At 37.5% G+C, this 20,554-nt stretch carries 15 protein-coding genes and 4 pseudogenes; 9 read left to right on the top strand and 10 right to left on the bottom strand.

Annotation, left to right across the window (positions count from 1 at the left end):
* Nucleotides 1-66: 66 nt before the first annotated feature.
* A complete protein-coding gene (locus G0028_RS07070) occupies nt 67-399 on the bottom strand; it encodes a hypothetical protein (protein WP_130072680.1) in 333 nt (110 codons plus the stop codon).
* Between the two features lie 328 nt (nt 400-727).
* Here G0028_RS07070 and trmB point away from each other — a divergent pair, with 328 nt between their 5' ends.
* Nucleotides 728-1,444: a tRNA (guanosine(46)-N7)-methyltransferase TrmB gene (gene trmB / locus G0028_RS07065; protein ID WP_174492924.1), complete on the top strand. Its 717-nt coding sequence runs from the start codon at nt 728-730 to the stop codon at nt 1,442-1,444.
* 193 nt (nt 1,445-1,637) lie between these two features.
* Nucleotides 1,638-2,447, top strand: a complete 810-nt coding sequence (locus G0028_RS07060) for a tyrosine-type recombinase/integrase (RefSeq protein WP_180045325.1) — start codon at nt 1,638-1,640, stop codon at nt 2,445-2,447.
* Here G0028_RS07060 and G0028_RS07055 read toward each other — a convergent pair.
* From G0028_RS07055 to G0028_RS07045, 3 genes and pseudogenes are all read right to left on the bottom strand, one after another.
* Nucleotides 2,398-2,892, bottom strand: a pseudogene (locus G0028_RS07055) (IS3 family transposase); the annotation flags it as partial. The gene G0028_RS07060 and the pseudogene G0028_RS07055 overlap by 50 nt on opposite strands.
* A gap of 64 nt (nt 2,893-2,956) precedes the next feature.
* Nucleotides 2,957-4,198: a group II intron reverse transcriptase/maturase gene (gene ltrA / locus G0028_RS07050; protein ID WP_180047752.1), complete on the bottom strand. Its 1,242-nt coding sequence runs from the start codon at nt 4,196-4,198 to the stop codon at nt 2,957-2,959.
* 513 nt (nt 4,199-4,711) lie between these two features.
* Nucleotides 4,712-5,412, bottom strand: a pseudogene (locus G0028_RS07045) (IS3 family transposase); the annotation flags it as partial.
* Nucleotides 5,413-5,641: 229 nt separating this feature from the next.
* Between G0028_RS07045 and G0028_RS07040 the strand changes: the two are divergent.
* Nucleotides 5,642-6,229, top strand: a complete 588-nt coding sequence (locus G0028_RS07040; RefSeq protein ID WP_180047983.1) for a hypothetical protein — start codon at nt 5,642-5,644, stop codon at nt 6,227-6,229.
* Nucleotides 6,230-6,460: 231 nt separating this feature from the next.
* Here the strand turns inward: G0028_RS07040 and G0028_RS07035 are convergent, their stop codons facing one another.
* Both G0028_RS07035 and G0028_RS07030 read right to left on the bottom strand, forming a co-directional pair.
* Complete coding sequence (locus G0028_RS07035) at nt 6,461-7,444, bottom strand: TniQ family protein (RefSeq protein ID WP_180047981.1); 984 nt, start codon at nt 7,442-7,444, stop codon at nt 6,461-6,463.
* Nucleotides 7,445-7,465: 21 nt separating this feature from the next.
* Nucleotides 7,466-7,819, bottom strand: a complete 354-nt coding sequence (locus G0028_RS07030; protein ID WP_180047979.1) for an ATP-binding protein — start codon at nt 7,817-7,819, stop codon at nt 7,466-7,468.
* Here G0028_RS07030 and G0028_RS07025 point away from each other — a divergent pair, their 5' ends adjacent.
* A complete protein-coding gene (locus tag G0028_RS07025; protein WP_180047977.1) occupies nt 7,820-8,752 on the top strand; it encodes an IS5 family transposase in 933 nt (310 codons plus the stop codon).
* Nucleotides 8,753-8,805: 53 nt separating this feature from the next.
* Here the strand turns inward: G0028_RS07025 and G0028_RS07020 are convergent.
* Both G0028_RS07020 and G0028_RS07015 read right to left on the bottom strand, forming a co-directional pair.
* Nucleotides 8,806-9,237, bottom strand: a pseudogene (locus G0028_RS07020) (alpha/beta fold hydrolase); the annotation flags it as partial.
* Nucleotides 9,238-9,501: 264 nt separating this feature from the next.
* Nucleotides 9,502-10,088, bottom strand: a pseudogene (locus G0028_RS07015) (transposase); the annotation flags it as partial.
* Between the two features lie 93 nt (nt 10,089-10,181).
* On the opposite strand from G0028_RS07015, the gene G0028_RS07010 reads away from it, so the two are divergent.
* Nucleotides 10,182-11,087 carry an IS982 family transposase gene (locus G0028_RS07010; protein ID WP_194088734.1) on the top strand — a complete coding sequence of 302 codons (906 nt, stop codon included), beginning with the start codon at nt 10,182-10,184 and terminating at the stop codon, nt 11,085-11,087.
* Nucleotides 11,088-11,521: 434 nt separating this feature from the next.
* On the opposite strand, the gene clpB is transcribed toward G0028_RS07010, so the two are convergent.
* Nucleotides 11,522-14,101, bottom strand: coding sequence for an ATP-dependent chaperone ClpB (clpB, locus tag G0028_RS07005; RefSeq protein ID WP_180044730.1), 2,580 nt, complete (start codon nt 14,099-14,101; stop codon nt 11,522-11,524).
* A gap of 367 nt (nt 14,102-14,468) precedes the next feature.
* Nucleotides 14,469-15,377, bottom strand: a complete 909-nt coding sequence (epsC, locus tag G0028_RS07000) for a serine O-acetyltransferase EpsC (RefSeq protein ID WP_130072688.1) — start codon at nt 15,375-15,377, stop codon at nt 14,469-14,471.
* A 374-nt stretch (nt 15,378-15,751) separates the two neighbouring features.
* Between epsC and G0028_RS06995 the strand changes: the two genes are divergently transcribed.
* The 4 genes from G0028_RS06995 (at nt 15,752) to G0028_RS06980 (ending at nt 20,351) form a co-directional block, all read left to right on the top strand.
* The gene (locus G0028_RS06995; protein ID WP_174492930.1) at nt 15,752-16,240 is read left to right on the top strand and encodes a rhodanese-like domain-containing protein; all 489 of its coding nucleotides are present in this window, start codon (nt 15,752-15,754) and stop codon (nt 16,238-16,240) included.
* A 225-nt stretch (nt 16,241-16,465) separates the two neighbouring features.
* Entirely contained in the window at nt 16,466-17,398 is a 933-nt protein-coding gene (locus G0028_RS06990) for a family 2A encapsulin nanocompartment shell protein (protein WP_180044731.1), read from the top strand.
* Complete coding sequence (locus G0028_RS06985) at nt 17,373-19,343, top strand: family 2A encapsulin nanocompartment cargo protein cysteine desulfurase (RefSeq protein ID WP_180044732.1); 1,971 nt, start codon at nt 17,373-17,375, stop codon at nt 19,341-19,343. The genes G0028_RS06990 and G0028_RS06985 overlap by 26 nt, the downstream gene beginning before the upstream one ends.
* A gap of 207 nt (nt 19,344-19,550) precedes the next feature.
* Entirely contained in the window at nt 19,551-20,351 is an 801-nt protein-coding gene (locus G0028_RS06980; RefSeq protein ID WP_180044733.1) for a peptidoglycan DD-metalloendopeptidase family protein, read from the top strand.
* The last annotated feature ends 203 nt before the right edge of the window (nt 20,352-20,554 follow it).

The following is a 20,554-nucleotide window of genomic DNA, read 5'->3' as shown; positions in this document are numbered from 1 at the left end:
ACCTGTGTATACACCAAAAGATAAGAGAGGATGTCATCCTCTCTTTGGGCATCTATATGAGATTTTTTAAATTGATGATTGTTTGCGTCTATCAAGCGGTGCAATCATCACTATACTCGCCAAGACAAATATCGCCGCCAAAAACACAAGCGCTTTTTTATGTTCAGTTTCAGGTTTTTGTGGTGTGCTTGGAGAGTTAAAATCTAAATCAACAATGATCGGCTCATGATCTGAGCAACGGAATGCATCAGCTGTATAAAAATCTGCTTTGTGAGATTCAGTTTTATATTCTTCATTATAATCCAATGCTGTAGGTTCATTAGCATTGATATACCATGCACATTTTGGATTTGATTCCCCTGCTCGCAAAGTATTTTTCGCATTGAAAGCATCAGGCATAGTGCTTTATTTGGGTTACGATAACCATCATCCAAAATAATTTTAGACAATATATTATATTGGCTGAACATCAATTGTGCATGTGCTGAAAAGAAACAACCTAATAGGCTCAGCGCAAAATATTGTAGTTTTAATATTTTCATCGTTTTGACTTTTTGTTCAATCAATTTTATTCAGTTGCTAAGCAATATCATTTTAATAAATGCCATATCATATACAGCTTCGCGCTAAATCTCAGTATTTCCCCTACATAAATGACAAAAAAGTTTGACTTGATAAGTAGAGGTCTTAAAATACGCCTTTTGAATTTTTGGTAATCCCCAAGCTTATGTCGAACGATCAAATTGAAGCGCAAGTTGTAGAGTTAGACAATTTGCATGAGCACCGCGAAATTGTGACGTTTATGCGCCGTTCTGCGCCATTAAATACCTCACAACGATCTGCGCTTGAACAACATCGTGATCTAATTTTGGAATACCCTGTTGGCGATTTACGTCAGCATTTTCCACATCCTGAACGTCCTTTAACGGTAGAAATCGGTTTTGGCATGGGGCGTTCTTTGGTACTGATGGCAAAAGCAAATCCTGAACGCAACTTTGTTGGCATCGAGGTGCATGTTCCAGGTATTGCACAATGTGTCTATGAAGCAGGTGTAGCCGAGGTGAAAAACTTACGTGTTTTAGATGCCGATGCCATCCAAGTATTACGTGAAATGCCAGATAATAGCATCAACACTGTACAATTATATTTCCCTGATCCTTGGCAAAAGAAACGCCATTTTAAACGTCGTTTTGTTTCTCATGATCGTATGCCATTGGTTGAAGAAAAATTGGAAATTGGCGGTACATTCCATGCTGCAACGGATTGGGAACCGTATGCTGAATGGATGCTTGACGTTTTAGACAATCGTCCACGTTTAGAAAACTTAGCAGGTAAAGGCAACAGCTACCCACGTCCTGACTGGCGTCCACAGACCAAATTTGAACGTCGTGGCATCGAAGCTGGTCACAAAATTAATGATTTTATTTTTAAGAAAATAAGTTAATAGTTTACTGTTATTCAGTAGATTCTAGTAAGTTATAATAACAATATAAAATACGCTATTTATTATATATTTAGCGTATTTTTTTATTTCTTTATTATTCAGCTATATTCAATAAATTCAGTTAGTGCTATGCTTTTTTTAGTTGCAGATAAGTTGCAACTTAACTTAACAACCACTTTGCACCTAAAAAATTATGCCTAAAGACAATGGATATTCTTTTGGAACACCGAGAGAAATAGATGCTTTAAAAGCACTTGAAAAACGCTATATGGCAAAGGACAAGCTAAATAACGGCTTGTTTATAGAAGTGAAACCGACTGGAAGCAAAGTATGGTTATATCGCTACACATATAATGGAAAACAAGAGCGTTTAACGATTGGTCGTTACCCTGATATTTCTCTAAAAGATGCAAGAGCAAAGCGAGATGAAACAGCTTCATTAGTTGCCAAAGGTATATCGCCAAAATTAGAACAACAAAAAAATGAAAAGTATCAACTCACCTTTAGACATTATGGCGAGCAATACATTAACGAGGTCGTTGCCAAAGATCGTGTGACAACTACAATCATGGAGCTATATTTAAACAATGATATATATCCAGTCATTGGAGATTTAGCATTTAATCAAATTACCATTGAACATATACGTTCTATTATTTGGAAGAAAAAAGACGAGGGCAAAGACCCTACAGCGTGGCAGATTCGCAGCCTACTTAGTCGCATGTTTGAGTATGCCATTACAAAAGGCTTAGCAGAGTACAATCTAGTCCTAGCTATTCAAGCAAAGCATGTCTATAAAGCAAAACCAAGAAACCGTCATTTATCTATTGCAGAAATACGAGTGTTCTACACCACTCTTTTTGAAATGCCAAAAATTCAGGAAAGCTACAAACTGGGGTTACTCCTTTCTTTGATGTGTGCTGAAATAACAGGACACTTCCACTTGGGAGATTCTAGGCAACTAACTTGTAAAAGCCCTCTGCCATTTGATTTGGTGTCTTAAAATTCAGTCCTTTCTGAATTCTCTGCTGATTATAGAAGAGCTCTATGTATTTTGTAATATCTGCCTTAGCTTCTTCCCTCGTTTTATAGTTCCGATGATGTACAAGTTCGTTCTTACTTGCGGAACGTTGTTCCTCACCCGAGAAACTTTCAATTGGTGCATTATCAAAACAGTCACCCTTTTTACTCATCGAACCTTGAAAACTATATTTTTCAAGCATATTCCGATATTCATGACTACAATATTGACTGCCTCTGTCCGAATGAATAATTAAGTTTCGAGGTGGTTTATGATTGCGAATAGCCATACTCAGTGCATTACAAACAAGTTGTGTTGTCATCCTTGCACTCAAGCTATACCCAACTACTTGTTTAGTGCAAAGGTCTTTTAACGCAGCTAAATACAGCCAGCCTTCAGCTGTCCATATATATGGGTGAGTAGACCAAGGGAATCTCACCCTTAGCCCCTCGCAGAACCGGACGTGAACCTCTCAGCTCATCCGGCTCCCATTATCCAACCGTTGGTAAACATCCCATTTTCCAGTGCACAAAGGCATTTGGAAAATCACGCGCAAGTCGCCCTAAGGCATATCTAGCCCGTCTTTTATGACGGGCCAAGTTTTTATACTTACGCCTCATCCAGCGTATAAGATAAGCATTCATGTGTTGCCAGATCGCTGACATTGCTGAACCATGGAATCGACCATAGTATTGCTGCCAACCTTGAAGAATTGGATTGAATATTGCAGATAAATCACTTAATTCGCGATTACACATCAGATGTAGATGCCATTTCCGAATAGTCTGTCGCATTGCTTTAAGTGCATCACGACTGACTGCAGGAGAGAAATTTACATAAACTCTTTTATACTTGTCCACAGCCTTACGGGGCCTAAACGTGTACCCGAGAAAAGTAAATTGAACATCGGGATATGCTTGGCGACGATTCACATCTTGGCAATAAACAATCTTTGTCTTATCTGGATGTAATTCGAGTCCACATTCACGAAATCGTGCACCAATCTTTTGTAAAACAAGTTTGGCTTGAGATAAACTTCGGCAATGAATTACTCCATCATCCGCATAGCGGCAGAATCTTACACTCGCAAGATTCTTGGTAATCCACATGTCAAAAGCATAATGCATAAATAAATTAGCCAATAGAGGACTGATAACTCCACCTTGCGGTGTGCCGCGATTCCTTTCTAAAACTTGACCATCTACATTTTGCATAGGTGCTTTTAACCAGCGTTCTACATAGAGAAGAATCCATGGAATTTCGCAGTGTTTCTTAAGTGCACGCATGAGTAGATTATGATCAATGTTATCAAATAAACCTTTGATATCAAATTCCACAACCCAGTCATACTCCCAACTTCGTCGCCTCACCATAGCTATCGCATCATGGGCAGAACGCCCTGGACGATAGCCATAAGAGTTTGGATGAAATAGAGGATCAATCCGTGGCTCCAATATAAGCTTGACAGCTGTTTGTGCTACTCGATCCGCTACTGTTGGAATGCCTAACATACGTACCCCACCTGATTTCTTTGGAATCGGTACACCTTTGACTGGCGATGGAAAATAACTGCCTGAACAAAGTCGATTCCATAGTTTATACAGGTTGCCTTTTAAGTGGTGTTCGAATTGCTCAATAGATTCATGATCGATGCCTGCAGCACCGCCATTCTCTTTGACTTTCTTAAATGCCTCCCAGATTAACGCTTTAGGAATGTTAAATGGTTTGGTCATAAAGTTTTGCTCCTCCTGCTTGCACAGTTGACAAATCCGTAGACCTGGATAATGCAACCCCTTCGCTCCATTACCATTACAGTAACTTCAACACTACTACGAGTTGCTCCGCCCCTTGGTGACGCATTGCTATTATCAGCCTTGCCTTTTGAGCTTGTGCCTTTCGCTTGACATCGCCACCGAAGGTTCCCGCAGTTCAACGTAAGAGCCTGAATTAGGATCGCGCTGCCTCTACGCCGGACACCGAATGGCCCGTAAGCAGGTAACGGCCAAACTGATCGCGGGGCAACATCCATCCCCGGTTTTGATGTCATTTGAGTACTTTCGACACTTGAACGGCAGTTCACTGGTGTTCGCCTTCCTAATTCTTACCTGACGCCTATACAACGCCTTTTCCATAACGCTCACGACCGGGACTTTTGATCCAAGCCGCTTATGGTGGTTTGCTACCTGCTCCTGCAAGCCGATAGCGAGGGGCCATACCCTCATCTCTTACGCCGCTTGCTGCGGCACACTAATGTCACTTACCCACGCAATGTTTGGGGTAGTCTCTATAAAGTTTTGCTCTAACAAATTATTGTAAACAGAACGATTGTGATCGCTATTTGTTGTCCTTTTGAAACGCTTATGACGCTTACAATACAGATGATTCTGCTGTTTAATGCAACGTACTGCATACTCGCTAATTTGAATGCCTTGTGACTGTAAATACCTTGTTAAGCGAATATGTCCATAACTTTCTTTAGTTTCTTGATGGGCAATTTTGACCAAGATGGTCTGTTGGTTTCTTTGAATAACTCGTTTACTTAAGCCCCGCTTTAACCAATCATAAAACCTTGATATTGAAATTTTTAGCAACCTAGCCATCATTATTGTTGGATATGTGTTTTTATGCTCTTTCATATAAGCGTACTTCACTGATTTTCCTTGGCAAAGTACGCCGCTGCTTTTTTTAGAAATTCTCTTTCCATTTCGGAAGTTTTAAGTTGTTGTTTCAGCTTCTTATTTTCTTCGAGTAGAGCAACGAGATCAGGCGAATATTGTTGTGTGCCAGCTAATGTTCCTGCCTTTGCTTTTTTATGCCAATTCGATAGCGTTTGCATGGAAATACCGAGTTGTCGTGCTGTTTCGGAAACATTACCTTTGTTTTCTTCAATGGCTTTTATTGCTTCAGCTTTAAATTCTGTTGTATAAATTTTTTGCTTTTTACTCATGGTAAACTCCTGTTGAGTAAGTTTAGTTTACCAAGTTAAAGTCTCCATTTTTATCAGCACACATCAGAATGGCCGATGGCAATGTTTAAGGAGGGTGGAGCTGGATCAAGTGTAAAATATAGACCCATCTGATAATCAAGGTGCAGGCTCATCCATTCGATGGGGGCTGCATGATGCAGGAGTTCAACCAGGTGACAAAATTAAAATTTTTGTAAAATAGAGGTGTAATATGGCTATCAATTTAGAGCTTTTAAAAGAACTTTTAAAATATGATTATCAACATAAATATTTTAAGTCATTGGCTAATAATTTTGATATAAATGATACGGACAAAAGTTTACAACTAATTAGATTGGTTTATAACCTATTTGTGCAAGAATTTGATAATTATACTGTATTCAAAGAGTTTTTAGATGGTTTTGAATTTAGTGATTTTAATCGTAAAAATTCAACTCAATGGAGCTGTTTATGCTATATATATCAAGTCAAATATATTGTAAATGATGATGCTGAATTAAGAAAAGAAATTTTCTCTATTTTAGTGAAGGATCTCAAGGATAATAAAATAATGGAGGAAAAGCGTTTTAATCGAGTGATGAATGGAAATGAAATAGCTTATAATATTGAAATTAGAGATAATAATAAAAGTGAGGGTTTGGATCTTTATTACTCAGATTCAATTGAATTAATAATTAATATGATTAGGAAGAATATATATGAATATAAGGATAATGAAAGTTCCTTTTCCTTATCAATAGATACAATAAATGAAATAAAAGAATTACAAAGGGTAATTCCAAGGCTTAAAGAGCTTTAATGTTATAAGCACTTCGGAAGTAAACATGTATTAAACATCACAACACCTATTTTTACATTATGGAAAGCTTATTGCATGTTTACTTCAACTATTACAGCACTCATTGATATTCTATAAAAATCAAAGAAATTTTTATGAAATGTGATAACCCTAAAGAACTTCAATCAGTTAAATAAAATTTCTAGAAATGACATCAATTCCTCTTAAATTTAAATCGATTTCTTTAGAGAACTAAAATGGTAAATTCTCTGATCTTGTAATTCTCGATGCTGTTATTTCATTATGCTTACATATATCCACTATCCTAATGGGCCAATTCTCAAGTAACCAAATAGTACTAACTAATAAGTTAAATCTCTCTTCTATTCTGCGAACTTCAAAAACTTGATTTTTTCGATTTTGAAGGCACAACGATTCATCTAAATTTAACCCAATCAGAGCCTCTCTATACAAAGGCATACCCACCTTAGAATTCAAAAATGAACATAAATAATGAATTACATCATAATATGCAAAACTATATGGCAATATATTTCGAGATTGTTTTAAATACCACCATCCCCAAGTGTGTTTCTTAATTAAATCAAAAAGATTCTGAATTATTTTAAAGTCAATCAATTCTATTAATCTAATATTTGAGTTTCTTAAATCAAATTTACAATAAGCACATTCTACAATTGAGTTTACAATATACTTTGAACGAGTACCCAACTCTTGTCTAAAGACATTTATAGGATAGTTACACTTAGGACAACTATCTAACATATGAATATGATGAATTGGACAAACAAGGGAAAAGGATAAACGCCAACTTTTTCTGAAATAAGGAGTTTGATCAGCAGCTATACATAAGGGACAATATGCGATCCAATTAGTTTTTCTAGTTCGATGATAAATTCCACATGGCAATATCCATCTATTAAAACCTCGGTTTAAATTAGTAAAAAGAACTCCTTCGTAGCTTTTGATTGTTGTCTCAAATATTTCAGTCACATTTATTCCAGTACGTTTGGATATTTTCAATAAATGTTCTTGATCTATAAAACAATCAACATCTCGACTCCAGAAACTATAACCATATGATCGCCCAAATATTTCTACTGCAAATGAGTGAACTTTTGACATATTGTCAAAAGCTAATCGGCTAAACCACGATGAAAATAACTCATCATTTAAAGGATGAGGATGGGCTGGTAAAATATCGAAAAATCTCATGATAAAATCCCAAAATTAAACTTATCTTCTACGAGAAGGGGCTTCCCAATTCAATTCATTTAAAATAGATAGATCTATTTTTTCTGTCCCTTTTTCAATTGCCAATACAGCTGCTTCTACAAGAATTTGAGACACTTCACCTAAATACCCTTCAGATAAAAGAAATATCCTATTTGCTATTTGAGGTGTAATTAAATTTGATGATTTTTTTAATGGTAACAATCTCTCAAAACTCACAAGTAATCGTAGAAAATCATCGTTGTTTTTCCAAAGTGGTAATTCAATTCGTTTAAAACGATTTGACAATTGAGGATCTGTTGCGGCTTTGTTGCACAAACCTATCGTTAAGGGCTTATTCCACAATATAATTTTCAAATGAATAAGCCCACATCTAAAATTTACCGTACTCTCAATTGGTCTACATACAACCAAGCACTCATTAATCGTGGAAATATTGCCATTTGGTTTGATTCAAAAACTCAGTGGTATGCACAATCACAAGGCAAGCAAGGTCGAAATAAAAATTACTCTGACACAGCTATTCAATGCTGTTTAATGATCAAATCTTTATTCAGACTCTCTTTACGTATAGTCACAGGTTTTGTTCAGAGCCTGATTAAACTTTGCGGGTTAGATTGGGCAGCACCAGATTACACCACGCTTTGTAGAAGACAAAAGCATATTGATATTTCGATTAATTATCAGAAAAGTAACGATGGACTTCACCTACTCGTGGACTCCACTGGTTTGAAGTTTTTAGGTGAAGGTGAATGGAAACGAAAGAAACATCAGCCTGAATATCGTCGCCAATGGAGAAAACTTCATATTGGGATAGATGCTGAAACTCTGCAGATACGCGCTATTCAGCTTACAACAAACAACGTAAGTGATTCACAGGTACTTGGTGACTTACTCGATCAAATTCCACAAGATGAGCAGATTGACTCTGTTTATACCGATGGAGCTTATGACACCAAGAAATGCCGTCAGGTCATAGCAGATCGGCAAGCGCATGCGGTGATTCCACCTAGAAAAAATGCGAAACCATGGAAAGATACAAAGAGCAGCTCGTTAGAGCGAAATGAATTACTTCGAACAGTTAAACGTTTAGGCAGGACACTATGGAAAAAATGGTCAGGCTATCATCGGCGAAGTTTGGTTGAAACTAAGATGCATTGCATCAAGTTATTAGGCGATAAACTGAGTGCTAGGAATTTTGACAGCCAAGTGAATGAGATCCATGCACGCGTAGCCGTATTAAATAAATTTACAGAATTAGGTAGATCTCACACCCAAGTTGTAACCTAAATTTTAGCAACTTAGGAAAATTCTACCGTCAAAGGCTTTATGCAACAAAGCCAATCATCAAAGACTGCTTTTGGTAAACCATTTGGATTTTTGTCTGTTTTAACCATCAATGGCGGAACAGCACTGACCAATACAGCTTTTGACACATGCGCTTCACCATGTTTTGCGATGTAATGCGCTACTTCACCACCACCCGTTGAGTGACCAATGTGAACTGCTTTTTGAATCCCTAAATGCTTTACTACTGCTGCATCATCCGCATAATGATCCATGTCATGTCCATCCCACACTTGAGATGAGCGACCATGTCCACGACGATCATGTGCAACGACTCGGTAGCCTTTTCCAAGAAAATATAATAATTGTGCATCCCAATCATCAGAACTGAGTGGCCAACCATGATGGAAAAACAACACTTCCGCATCACGAGGTCCCCAATCTTTATAGAAAATTTCCACACCGTCATTAGTCTTTACATAGCTCATAATGTGACTCCTTGATAACCATTTAGATGAGTTGAACAATAATTTCATTTTTGCTCAACCATCATCCTAAGCTTAAAGTACACTTTAGAGTCAATAGAGGTTGCTTAGTAAAAATATTATTTGTAAGTAGAATATGCAAAGTTAATTTTTTGTACAGTATGTTTGTTTTTATGTGACTTTTGACATTTGTTAAAGCGGTTTTTTAGTTTTAAACTGCTTTTTTACAAAGATTTAGAAATTAAGATTTCACATACCTACTCAGATTTAAGTTACAACTCGGGTATAAGGTCTGCCTAATTTTGTGAATTTATTTAATACGACTACTCGTGCATGAATTTCATTAAATTGGCTGTCAAAATTTCTTGAGCAGAGTTTATATCCTAATAATTTGATGCAATGCATCTTGGTTTCAACCGAACTTCGCCAACGATCGCCTGACCATGTTTTCCATAGTGTCCTGCCGAAATGTTTAACCGTTTGAAGTAGTTCATTTCACTCTCGTAAATGAGCTTTTATATCTTTCCAAGGCTTTGCATTTTTTCTGGATGGAATCACTGCATACGCTTGCCGATATGCAATGATTAGACGGCATTGTTTTGCTTCATAAGCAATCTTTTTATGCCTTTGTCTTCTGCACAGTATAGAATAATATGGCGGTATCCAATCTCTAATCCGCAAAGCTTAATCAGACTTTAGACAAAGCCAGTGACCATTCGCAAAGACAATTTAAATAAAGATTTGATCCTTAAGCAGCATTTAATAGCTGTATCCAAGTAAGTTTGATTTCGTCCATGTTTTCCTTGCGGATGAACATACCATTGAGTCAAAGGATCAAACCAGATAGAAATATTATCTCAATTAACGTGAATTCGGGATAAGAAATTTGATAAAGAATAGGCATTTGAGTCACAATTTAATCACGACAAAAAACTGAATAACCTCAAATGCCTATCGATACACAGCTTACAACACTTTTTTGTTTAATTGATGATTTTTGTGCTGATATTACCAACAATGTTGAACAATATAGGCTTACTTCAGGACAAGCTAAGCGATTGCGCCAAAGTAAAATCAGTGCTTCTGAAGTTCTCACTTTATTATTGTGGTTTCATCTAACAGGGAGTAGAAACTTCAAGGCTTTTTATCTTTATTGGGCTAAGCCTTTTCTTTGCTCTTACTTTCCAAACTTACCTAGCTATAACCGATTCATTGAATTAAAAGCAAAATATGTGATGTATTTTGTCGCTCTTATTGAGAGTTTAAAGGTGCAATCCTCTGGAATTGCTTTTATTGATTCTACCAAATTAGCTGTGTGTCATAATAAACGTATTCAGCAACACCGTGTATTTGTAGACAGCGCAAGTCGGGGGAAAACCTCTGTAGATTGGTTTTATGGTTTCAAAATTCATTTGATTTGCGATCATGTTGGACGCTTAGTTTCTTATTGTATAACAACAGGTAACGTTGATGACCGTAAAGTATTACCAGAATTAATAGAACACTCAAAATTAAAAGGTAAGTTGTTTGGTGATCGTGGCTATATTGGTAAGAATTGGAAGGATCGCCTTGCAGAAGTTGGTGTTCAACTGATTACACGTGTAAAAAGAAATATGAAACCACAAGTTTTAGATCCATTTGATCATGCTGTATTAAAAAAACGTGGAATTATTGAAGCACCATTTAATTTGATGAAAAGTCAATTTGATCTTGAACACACTCGCCATAGATCAAAAATAGGATTATTGACGACAATATTCTCAGCTTTAACCTTATATGCGTTGGTACTTGTGAATGGATATAATTCAGGAATTCAGCAGATTTTAAAACCTATTGAATTAAAATCTGCTTAAGCCGAATTCACGTTCAATTAATCAGGCTCGGCTATATGTGGACCAATTGGTTGTAAGATAGAATTTAGATATAGGCTTATTCATTTGCGAATTATATTGCGGAATGAGACCTTATCGGTAGATTTGTGCACCAAAGCCGATACAACTATCAAAATCAATAATTAACGCTTTCTTATCATTGTAATGGTAAATCCATCTTTTGTTTTTTTAGTTGCAAATTAGTTGCAAAACAAAAAATTAAAAAACAAGTGATTGTTTTTAAATTAAAAAAAATAAAAAATTACTTTCTTTTTAAGAAAATCAACTAGTTTTTAAAATCTGAAAAAATGCCAAATCATCTGATTTGGCATTTTTATTGACTTCCATGTTTTTAATCAAAAAGCCAACCACTCGAAAGTGATTGGCTTTTAGTTATGACATATTCAGTGAATCTATCAACTTAATTTTAATTTAGAAAAATCAAGTTGGCCATTTTCAGCACTAATCAAAATCGTATCACCTGCGCTAAAATCACCCGCCAAGATACGTTGTGCCAAAGTATTCTCGATCTGTTGTTGAATAGCTCTTTTTAAAGGACGCGCACCATACACAGGATCAAATCCTGCATCAATCAAGATATCGAATGCTTGATCATCCACAGTCAACCCAATATCACGTTCAGCTAAACGAGAACGTAAACGATCCAACTGAATATCGGCAATGCCACGAATTTGTGATTTTTTCAACGAATGGAAAACCACAAGCTCGTCAATACGGTTGATGAATTCAGGGCGGAAATGTTGTGAAACTGCTCCCATCACCACCGCACGAACTTCTTCATCCGTTGCACCATCACCCAACTCACGTACATCGCTTGAACCTAAGTTTGAAGTCATCACAATCACGGTATTTTTAAAGTCAATTAAACGACCTTGCGAATCAGTCAAACGACCGTCATCCAACACTTGTAAAAGAATATTGAATACATCGGGATGTGCTTTTTCAACCTCATCAAACAATACAATGCTATACGGTTTACGGCGCACTGCTTCGGTTAATACACCACCTTCTTCATAACCCACATAGCCCGGAGGTGCACCGACCAAACGGCTCACCGAATGCTTTTCCATAAATTCAGACATATCGATACGAATAATTGCATCATCACTGTCAAATAGGAAATTACCCAATGCTTTAGTCAATTCAGTTTTACCAACACCTGTTGGCCCAAGGAATAAGAATGAACCACTTGGACGGTTCGGATCGGACAAGCCTGCACGTGAACGACGCACAGCATTGGATACGGCTACGACTGCCTCATCCTGACCCACCACACGGTTATGTAAGAATTCTTCCATATGAAGCAATTTCTCGCGTTCACCTTGCAGCATTTTCGATACAGGAATACCCGTTGCAGCACTGACCACTTCAGCAATTTCGTTTTCAGTCACTTTGGTACGAATCAATTTCGGTTCTTCATTGACTTCCGCAACTTCTTCTTCATTCAAGCGCTTTTGTAATTCAGGAATCACACCATATTGCAAACGACTTGCTTCTGCCAAGTCACCTTCACGTTGTGCTTTTTCAAAGGCTGTACGTGCTTTATCTAACTCAATTTGAGCTTGATTTGTCCCGTCAACTAAGCGTTTTTCAGCAATCCACACCTCTTCCATATCACTGTATTCTTTCTGAACTTCAGCAATTTGTTTTTCAAGATGTTCAACTTCAGCTTTGCTGACAGAATCAGCATCTTTTTTCACTGCTTCCAACTGCATTTTGAGTTGAATTAATCGACGATCTAAACGGTCAAGTGGCTCAGGTTTTGAGTCAATTTCCATTTTAATACGTGATGCAGCTTCATCAATCAGGTCAATGGCTTTATCGGGCAATTGACGGTCTGTGATATAGCGATGCGACATTTTCGCCGCAGCAATAATGGCTGAGTCAAGAATTTGCACACCATGATGGGTTGCATACTTGTCTTTAAGACCACGAAGAATCGCAATGGTATCTTCAACACTCGGTTCATCGACCAATACTTTTTGGAAACGACGCTCTAAAGCTGCATCTTTTTCAATGAATTGACGATATTCATCTAATGTTGTTGCACCAACACAGCGTAACTCACCACGTGCCAATGCAGGTTTCAACATATTACCTGCATCCATTGCACCATCACCCTTACCTGCACCAACAAGTGTATGTAACTCGTCAATAAATAGGATGATTTCACCATCGTATTTAGCAAGGTCTTTTAACACTGCTTTTAGGCGTTCTTCAAACTCACCACGATATTTCGCACCTGCAAGTAAAGAACCTAAATCAAGTGATAAAACACGTTTACCTTTCAAGCTTTCAGGCACTTCCCCATTGACAATACGTTGTGCCAAACCTTCTACAATCGCGGTTTTACCTACACCAGGTTCACCGATCAATACAGGGTTATTCTTGGTACGGCGTGACAATACTTGAATGGTACGACGAATTTCTTCATCACGACCAATCACTGGGTCTAACTTGCCTGACAATGCTCGCTCAGTCAGGTCAATGGTGTATTTATTTAACGAATCACGTTGATCTTCATGGTTATTTGCCATCACTTGTTCGCCACCTCGAATATTTTCAATTGCTTTGCGTAGCTTATCAGTTGTTACACCTACGCTTGTTAATAATGTTTTGGTTGCGCCTGTTTCAGCGAGTGCCAATATCACCCAATCGGTAGACAGGAATTCATCTCCTGCTTTTTGCGCGAAACTATCTGCTAAATTCAGCGCACGTACCGCCTCAGGATTAAGGTTTATATCACCTGTAGGTGTTCCAATTTTGGGTGCATCATTGAGTGCTTGTTGTAGTTTATTTTTAAGTTCAGGTAAATTTGCACCTGATTGTTGCAATAAACTGAGATTAGAAGGTTCTTCTAATAACGCTGAAAGAATGTGAATTCCTTCAATGGCTGTATGGTCTTTGCCCATCGCTAAAGATTGTGCATCTGATAACGCTTGCTGTAGGCGGTTTGTAAATTTTTCAAAACGCATTCTTGTTATTCCTCACAACAAATTTTGTACTTGAATATTAAATGGGAACGCTTTTTTAGATTTCAACACCAATTTTAAATTATTTAATATATTTTTCAAAAGCTTACTAAAACACTCAAGATAAATTTCAGTACTAATATGCGCCCTGAATGTTTCTTTTTCAAGTCAACTGTTTAGAAAAATATAGCGTTGATATTGAAAATTTATCTGAATGGATCTCTACCTTAGAGTAAGGATAAATGAGCGATTTTAGAATAACGATAATGTTGACTTTAAGTAATGAAAAATATAGACGTGTGTATTGTATTCTTTTAATAGATCAATTTTCCAATGCCACAATTGATGACATTGGAATTTTTAATGCAAACTAAACTTTCGATTTGGTTGCTGAACTTTGCGATACCGCACTATTGGCAGGCACACTTTGCGTAATCCAAACATTTCCACCAATAATTGCGCCTTGACCAATGGTAATACGCCCTAAAATCGTCGCACCTGCGTAAATCACCACATTATCTTCAACGATTGGATGACGTGCATACTCTTTCTGCAAACGACCATCACCGTCCACTTCAAAACGTTTTGCACCTAAAGTCACTGCCTGATAAATACGGACATTTTTACCAATAATGCAGGTTTCACCAATCACGACACCTGTTCCATGATCAATAAAGAATCCTTGATCCACTTGTGCACCAGGATGGATATCAATCCCTGTTTTAGAATGGGCAATTTCAGCAATTAATCGTGCTAATAAAGATAAATCTTTTTTATAAAACTCATGGGCGATACGGTGGTAAATGATCGCTAAAACACCCGGATAGCACAGTAAAACTTCATCAACACTGCGTGCAGCAGGATCCCCCTCATAAGCAGCGATAACATCTGTATCTAAAATACGGCGTAACTCAGGCAATTTCTGTGCAAACTCAGTCACTAAACGTTGTGCAAGAATATCTGCAGCCTCAACATCTTCCTGCTGCTTTTTATATTTATAATCATAGCTTAGATTTAATTTCACCTGTTCTCGTAAAGCATACAACGTTTTTTCTAGTGTATGTGCGATATAAAAATTTTCACTTTGTTGGCGTAAGTCATGTGGTCCTAAACGCATAGGAAATAAAATTCCACATAGATCATTCATGATTTTTTTGATTTCTTCTTTTGAGGGTAATTCTCTCCCACCAAAATCTTTAAGGCTTTTCTGTTTTGTACGCCATTCATTACGTGCTTGCTGTAATGCTGTGACAATATCTTGGATGTTCCATTGAGTCATGGGCTTACCTGCATGAGATTTCTTTTTTCATTATATGAATAAAGTGCTGTCAACAACATTCCTTATTCAATTGTTGTAGATAATCTTATTTTATTTGCCAAGTTTTAGATAAACATTGTTGATATATTCATATCTGAATTTTGCATTTAACAGCAGAGCATTGTACTGATCGCTTGCAATTTATCATCACTGGATTTACAAAACTCGATACGATCTTCTTTTTCAAAAATAAGAATAAGCAATTCAATTTTTATTCATTTTCAGAATATAAAAAATCATTATATTTAATATCAACTCCTCTAATAAATTATTTCAAATGTTGGAAAGCTCCGCTTGAAAGCGACTTTGCCTAGCATTGAATTTAGGTATATGACATGAACAGCATAACTCAAATTGAACTCCCAACGTTGAATGATCATAGCATTCAACAAATCTTTGCTGATGCAAAGCAACGTGTTGAAGATCATTATCTAGAATTTACAGGGACAGTGTTACCACATGAAGCATGGGCTTTATTTCAAGCTGGACATGCAGTGATTGTGGATGTACGTACCAATGAAGAACGTAAATTTGTGGGCTATGTTGAAGATACCATACATATTCCTTGGGCGACAGGCACTGCACTAAATCGTAATCCTCGATTTGCGAAAGAACTCGAAAATAAGGTTGGCAAGGACAAAATCATTCTTCTACTGTGCCGAAGTGGTAAACGTTCAGCTGCTGCTGCAAATGTGGCATTTAATGCAGGTTTTGAAAATATTTATAATATTGAACAAGGTTTTGAAGGTGATCTCGATGAAAACAATCATCGTGGTGTTTTCAATGGTTGGCGTTTCCACAATCTGCCTTGGCGACAAGAATAAATTTGGGACATAGGAATAAAACAAAGCTTTATTCCTTATATCTAAAGTATTTTTTATGAAATATTAAGATTGATTAAATTTAAAGCATAAATACAATCAATTTAATCCAATAAAAAAACAAAAATGAAAATTTAACATACTCATTAAATTATTGGAGAAGATAAAAAAGTAACACCGTTTCAAACAGCAATAAATAACGAATTAAATACAACCAAGGATTTATACATGGCTAAGAACCAAGAAGTGGCACGCCAAGCGCTGAACGATCAGGCAGCTCGTCAACTTGCCAATGCAACAAAAACCGTTCCTCAACTCTCGACCATCACACCACGTTGGTTAACGCATTTATTACAATGGACGCCTGTTGAAGCAGGTATCTACCGTGTCAACAAAGTCAGCAATACCGATGATATTCAAGTGGCTTGTACACAACGTGATGAAGCAACTTTGCCACAAACTTTTGTCGATTATGAAGTAAATCCTCGTGAATATTTTCTAAATGGCGTTTCAACTGTTCTAGATATCCATACCCGTGTTTCCGACTTATATAGCAGTCCGCATGATCAAATTAAAGAACAATTACGCTTAACCATTGAAACCATTAAAGAGCGTCAAGAAAGTGAACTGATCAATAACCCTGAATACGGTTTATTGGCAAGTGTTGCAGACGAGCAACGTATTTCTACATTGACAGGCGCACCGACACCTGACGACTTGGACGATTTGTTACGTAAAGTATGGAAAGAACCAGGGTTCTTCCTTGCTCATCCTGATGCAATTGCTGCATTTGGTCGTGAATGTACACGTCGTGGTGTTCCGCCTCCTACAGTTAGCCTATTTGGTTCGCAATTTATTACTTGGCGTGGTATTCCTCTTATTCCATCGAACAAGATCCCAGTTGAAGATGGTAAAACCAAAATTATCCTGCTTCGTGTAGGTGAAAAACGTCAAGGTGTAGTCGGTCTATTCCAACCAGGTCTTGCAGGTGAACAAGCACCAGGCTTATCTGTACGCTTCATGGGAATCAACCGTAATGCCATCGCATCTTACTTAATCTCATTGTACTGTTCTCTTGCGGTACTTACAGATGATGCGCTTGCTGTACTTGAAGATGTGGAGGTAGACAAATACCATGACTATCCAACAACTTACAAGTAATCAACCCACAGTAGATATTTCTTCGGGTACACCTGATGCACCGATCAGTGAATCTATAATTGCACAGTTGGCTGCTGAGTTTTTCACTGCATTACCAAAGCAAAACCCACAAGGTTTTAACTTTGATTTGCCAAGCCACCAACCACAGCCCAAAGATCCTATTGCAGCACTTTCAGGTCGAGTGCCTGCTGTCGTTCAACAAACCAGTTTAAATCCTGCTTCGACGCAGCATTTTGTTGAACCTACGGCTGACCATCCTGAGCGTAGAATCTTGTCTTCTGCTCCCGTGATTGGTGGTGCAAATACGCCTGACCCTTTGGCAGCAACACATGGTCTTGATTTGTCTTTTGCGTCTACAGCATTAACAAACTCAGTGCCACAGCAAGCTACACCAGCAAATGTACCTGCTGCGACACCAAGCCCTGCTCAACCAAACAGTGCATCGTCAAATTACTACTTTTTGGATTTACCTCAACCTGAGGCTGTGAATCCGCAAACTGTAAATAGCAATGCGAGTCAAGTTGATGTATTGAAAAATCCGTATGCTTTTGACAATTTTCATGTGACTGATGACCATCAATTACGTGGTGTTTTGCAAGATCGTAATGACAAACCTGCTACAGCAGCATCTGGTTATTATTTTCTACAGTCTCCAACAATTGAAACGGTTCGTCCACATTCAGATTTGCAAATCCCAACGACAGCACAAAGCTATCAACCGATTGATATTTTGCAAATTCGTAAAGATTTTCCAATCTTGCAAGAACGCGTCAATGGTAAGCAATTGGTTTGGCTAGACAATGCTGCTACAACGCATAAGCCAAAAGCCGTGATTGATCGAATTTCATATTTTTATGAGCATGAAAACTCGAACATTCACCGTGCTGCACATGAACTTGCAGCTCGCGCCAGTGATGCTTACGAACATGCACGTGATGTGGTTGCTCGATTTATTGGTGCACCTGCTGCAAAGAATATCGTCTTTGTGCGTGGTACAACTGAAGGCATTAATTTAATTGCTAAATCATGGGGCAAGCAAAATATTCAAGCGGGAGATGAAATTATTGTCTCTCATCTTGAACACCATGCAAATATTGTCCCTTGGTATCAATTAACCAAAGAAACAGGTGCTAAACTGCGTGTGATTCCTGTTGATGATACAGGTCAAATTCAGATTGAGGAGTTTGTAAAACTGCTTAATCCAAGAACTAAACTTGTTTCAATCACTCAGGTTTCCAATGCCTTAGGTACTGTCACACCAACTCAAGAAATCATTGCCCTTGCACATGCTGCGGGTGTACGAGTGTTGATTGATGGAGCACAGTCTGTTTCGCACATGCCAACCAATGTCACAGCATTAGATGTTGACTTCTTTGTGTTCTCTGGACATAAAGTCTTTGGCCCTACAGGAATTGGTGCAGTTTATGCCAAATCTGAATTACTCGACACCATGCCTGTTTGGGAAGGTGGCGGTAATATGATTCAAGATGTGACTTTTGAAAATGTGATTTACCAACCTGCGCCGAATAAATTTGAAGCAGGAACAGGAAATATCGCAGATGCAGTTGGTCTTGGTGCAGCGCTTGAATATGTAGAAAGTATTGGTATCCATAATATTGCACGTTATGAACATGACTTGCTTGAATATGGTCAACATGCCCTACAAAGCGTTTCGGGTTTGCGTTTAATTGGAACAGCACTCAACAAAGCCAGCGTGATGTCATTTACTTTAGCAGGTTATGAAACTGAAGAAGTGGGTAAAATTCTAAACCAATATGGAATTGCAGTTCGTACAGGACACCACTGTGCTCAACCGATCTTGCGCCGTTTTGGTGTAGAACGCACGGTACGCCCTTCTTTGGCGTTTTATAACACCACTGAAGAAATTGATTTATTGGTTTCGGTATTGCATCAACTGAGACGAGCAAAACCCTACAAATCTTAATTATTTTATCTATAGATAACCCTCACATGCTTAATTGATTAGGCATGTGATTTATTTTTTATCATATACGCTTGTTTCTAACCGCTATTTTTTGCAGCTTTTCTCACCACAAAAAACGCTTAGGCTATTTAATATTAACAATCAAACGCTTGAGTTCATAGTTTCAAAAGTTACACTTGTTAAAAATCTATGAAATTTTAAAAGCTTATGTTTTCAATCAAAAAAACCTTTATTCTCTGCGGATTACTAACAAGCACGCAACTTTTTGCTCTACCGCAAGACTCACGCCGTGCAGGTGGAATTGCAGTGATCCCGCTTTCACAAAATATTTCCGAAGTAAAATATAAAGACCAACCGATTTTAATCACGCAACCCAATGCCCAACGTTATGCAATTTTTGGGATTCCTCTTTCTACCCCTGTAGGCTCACTAGAACTACAAACCAATGCTCAACCCATTCAAATTGAAATTCAGCCTTATAAATATGCTGAACAACGACTTTCTGTAAAAAATCAGGATTATGTAAACCCACAACAAGAACAACTTGATCGATACGTAGTAGAAGCCAAAGAACAAAATGACATTTATACCTCTTTCAGTCCTGCACAATTTTCTGATTTTCCAAATTTTATACGTCCAACTGCTGGAAAGTTTAGTAACTCTTTTGGACGTAAACGTTTCTTTAATGGTGAAGAACGCGCACCACACTCAGGTTTAGACATTCCTGCCCCTGTCGGACAGAAAGTAGTTGCTCCAGCAGCTGGTGTTGTCGTAGGGGTAGGTGATTATTTCTTCAATGGTAAAACTGTTTTAGTTGATCATGGGCAAGGCTTAATCAGTATGTTTTGCCACTTAAGTAAAGTTAATGTTGCAAAAGGACAGAAATTAACGCAAGGAGAAGTTTTAGGCTTAGTCGGCAAAACAGGCCGTGTAACAGGTCCACATCTACATTGGGGAATGAGTTTAAATAATGCTCGAGTTGATCCACAATTATTTTTATATCAATAAAATTTAAGTGATTTGCTTATATTTAAGTGAAAATTGAAAAATAGAAACATTTTGTAATAATTTTTATTGATCTTTTTTCAATTTAAATAAATTTAGTGATTTTCATCAATTTTTTAAAATTAAATGTTGACTGATATACTCGGCATTCGACTTAAATACGATCAAAATCACATAAAAAAAGCCAAAAAACATTTTTTTGGCTT

This window comes from Acinetobacter piscicola (genome assembly GCF_015218165.1).
GTDB lineage: Bacteria > Pseudomonadota > Gammaproteobacteria > Pseudomonadales > Moraxellaceae > Acinetobacter > Acinetobacter piscicola_A.
Note: the sequence above shows the minus strand (reverse complement) of the source record. Positions and strands in the feature narration are given on the sequence as shown.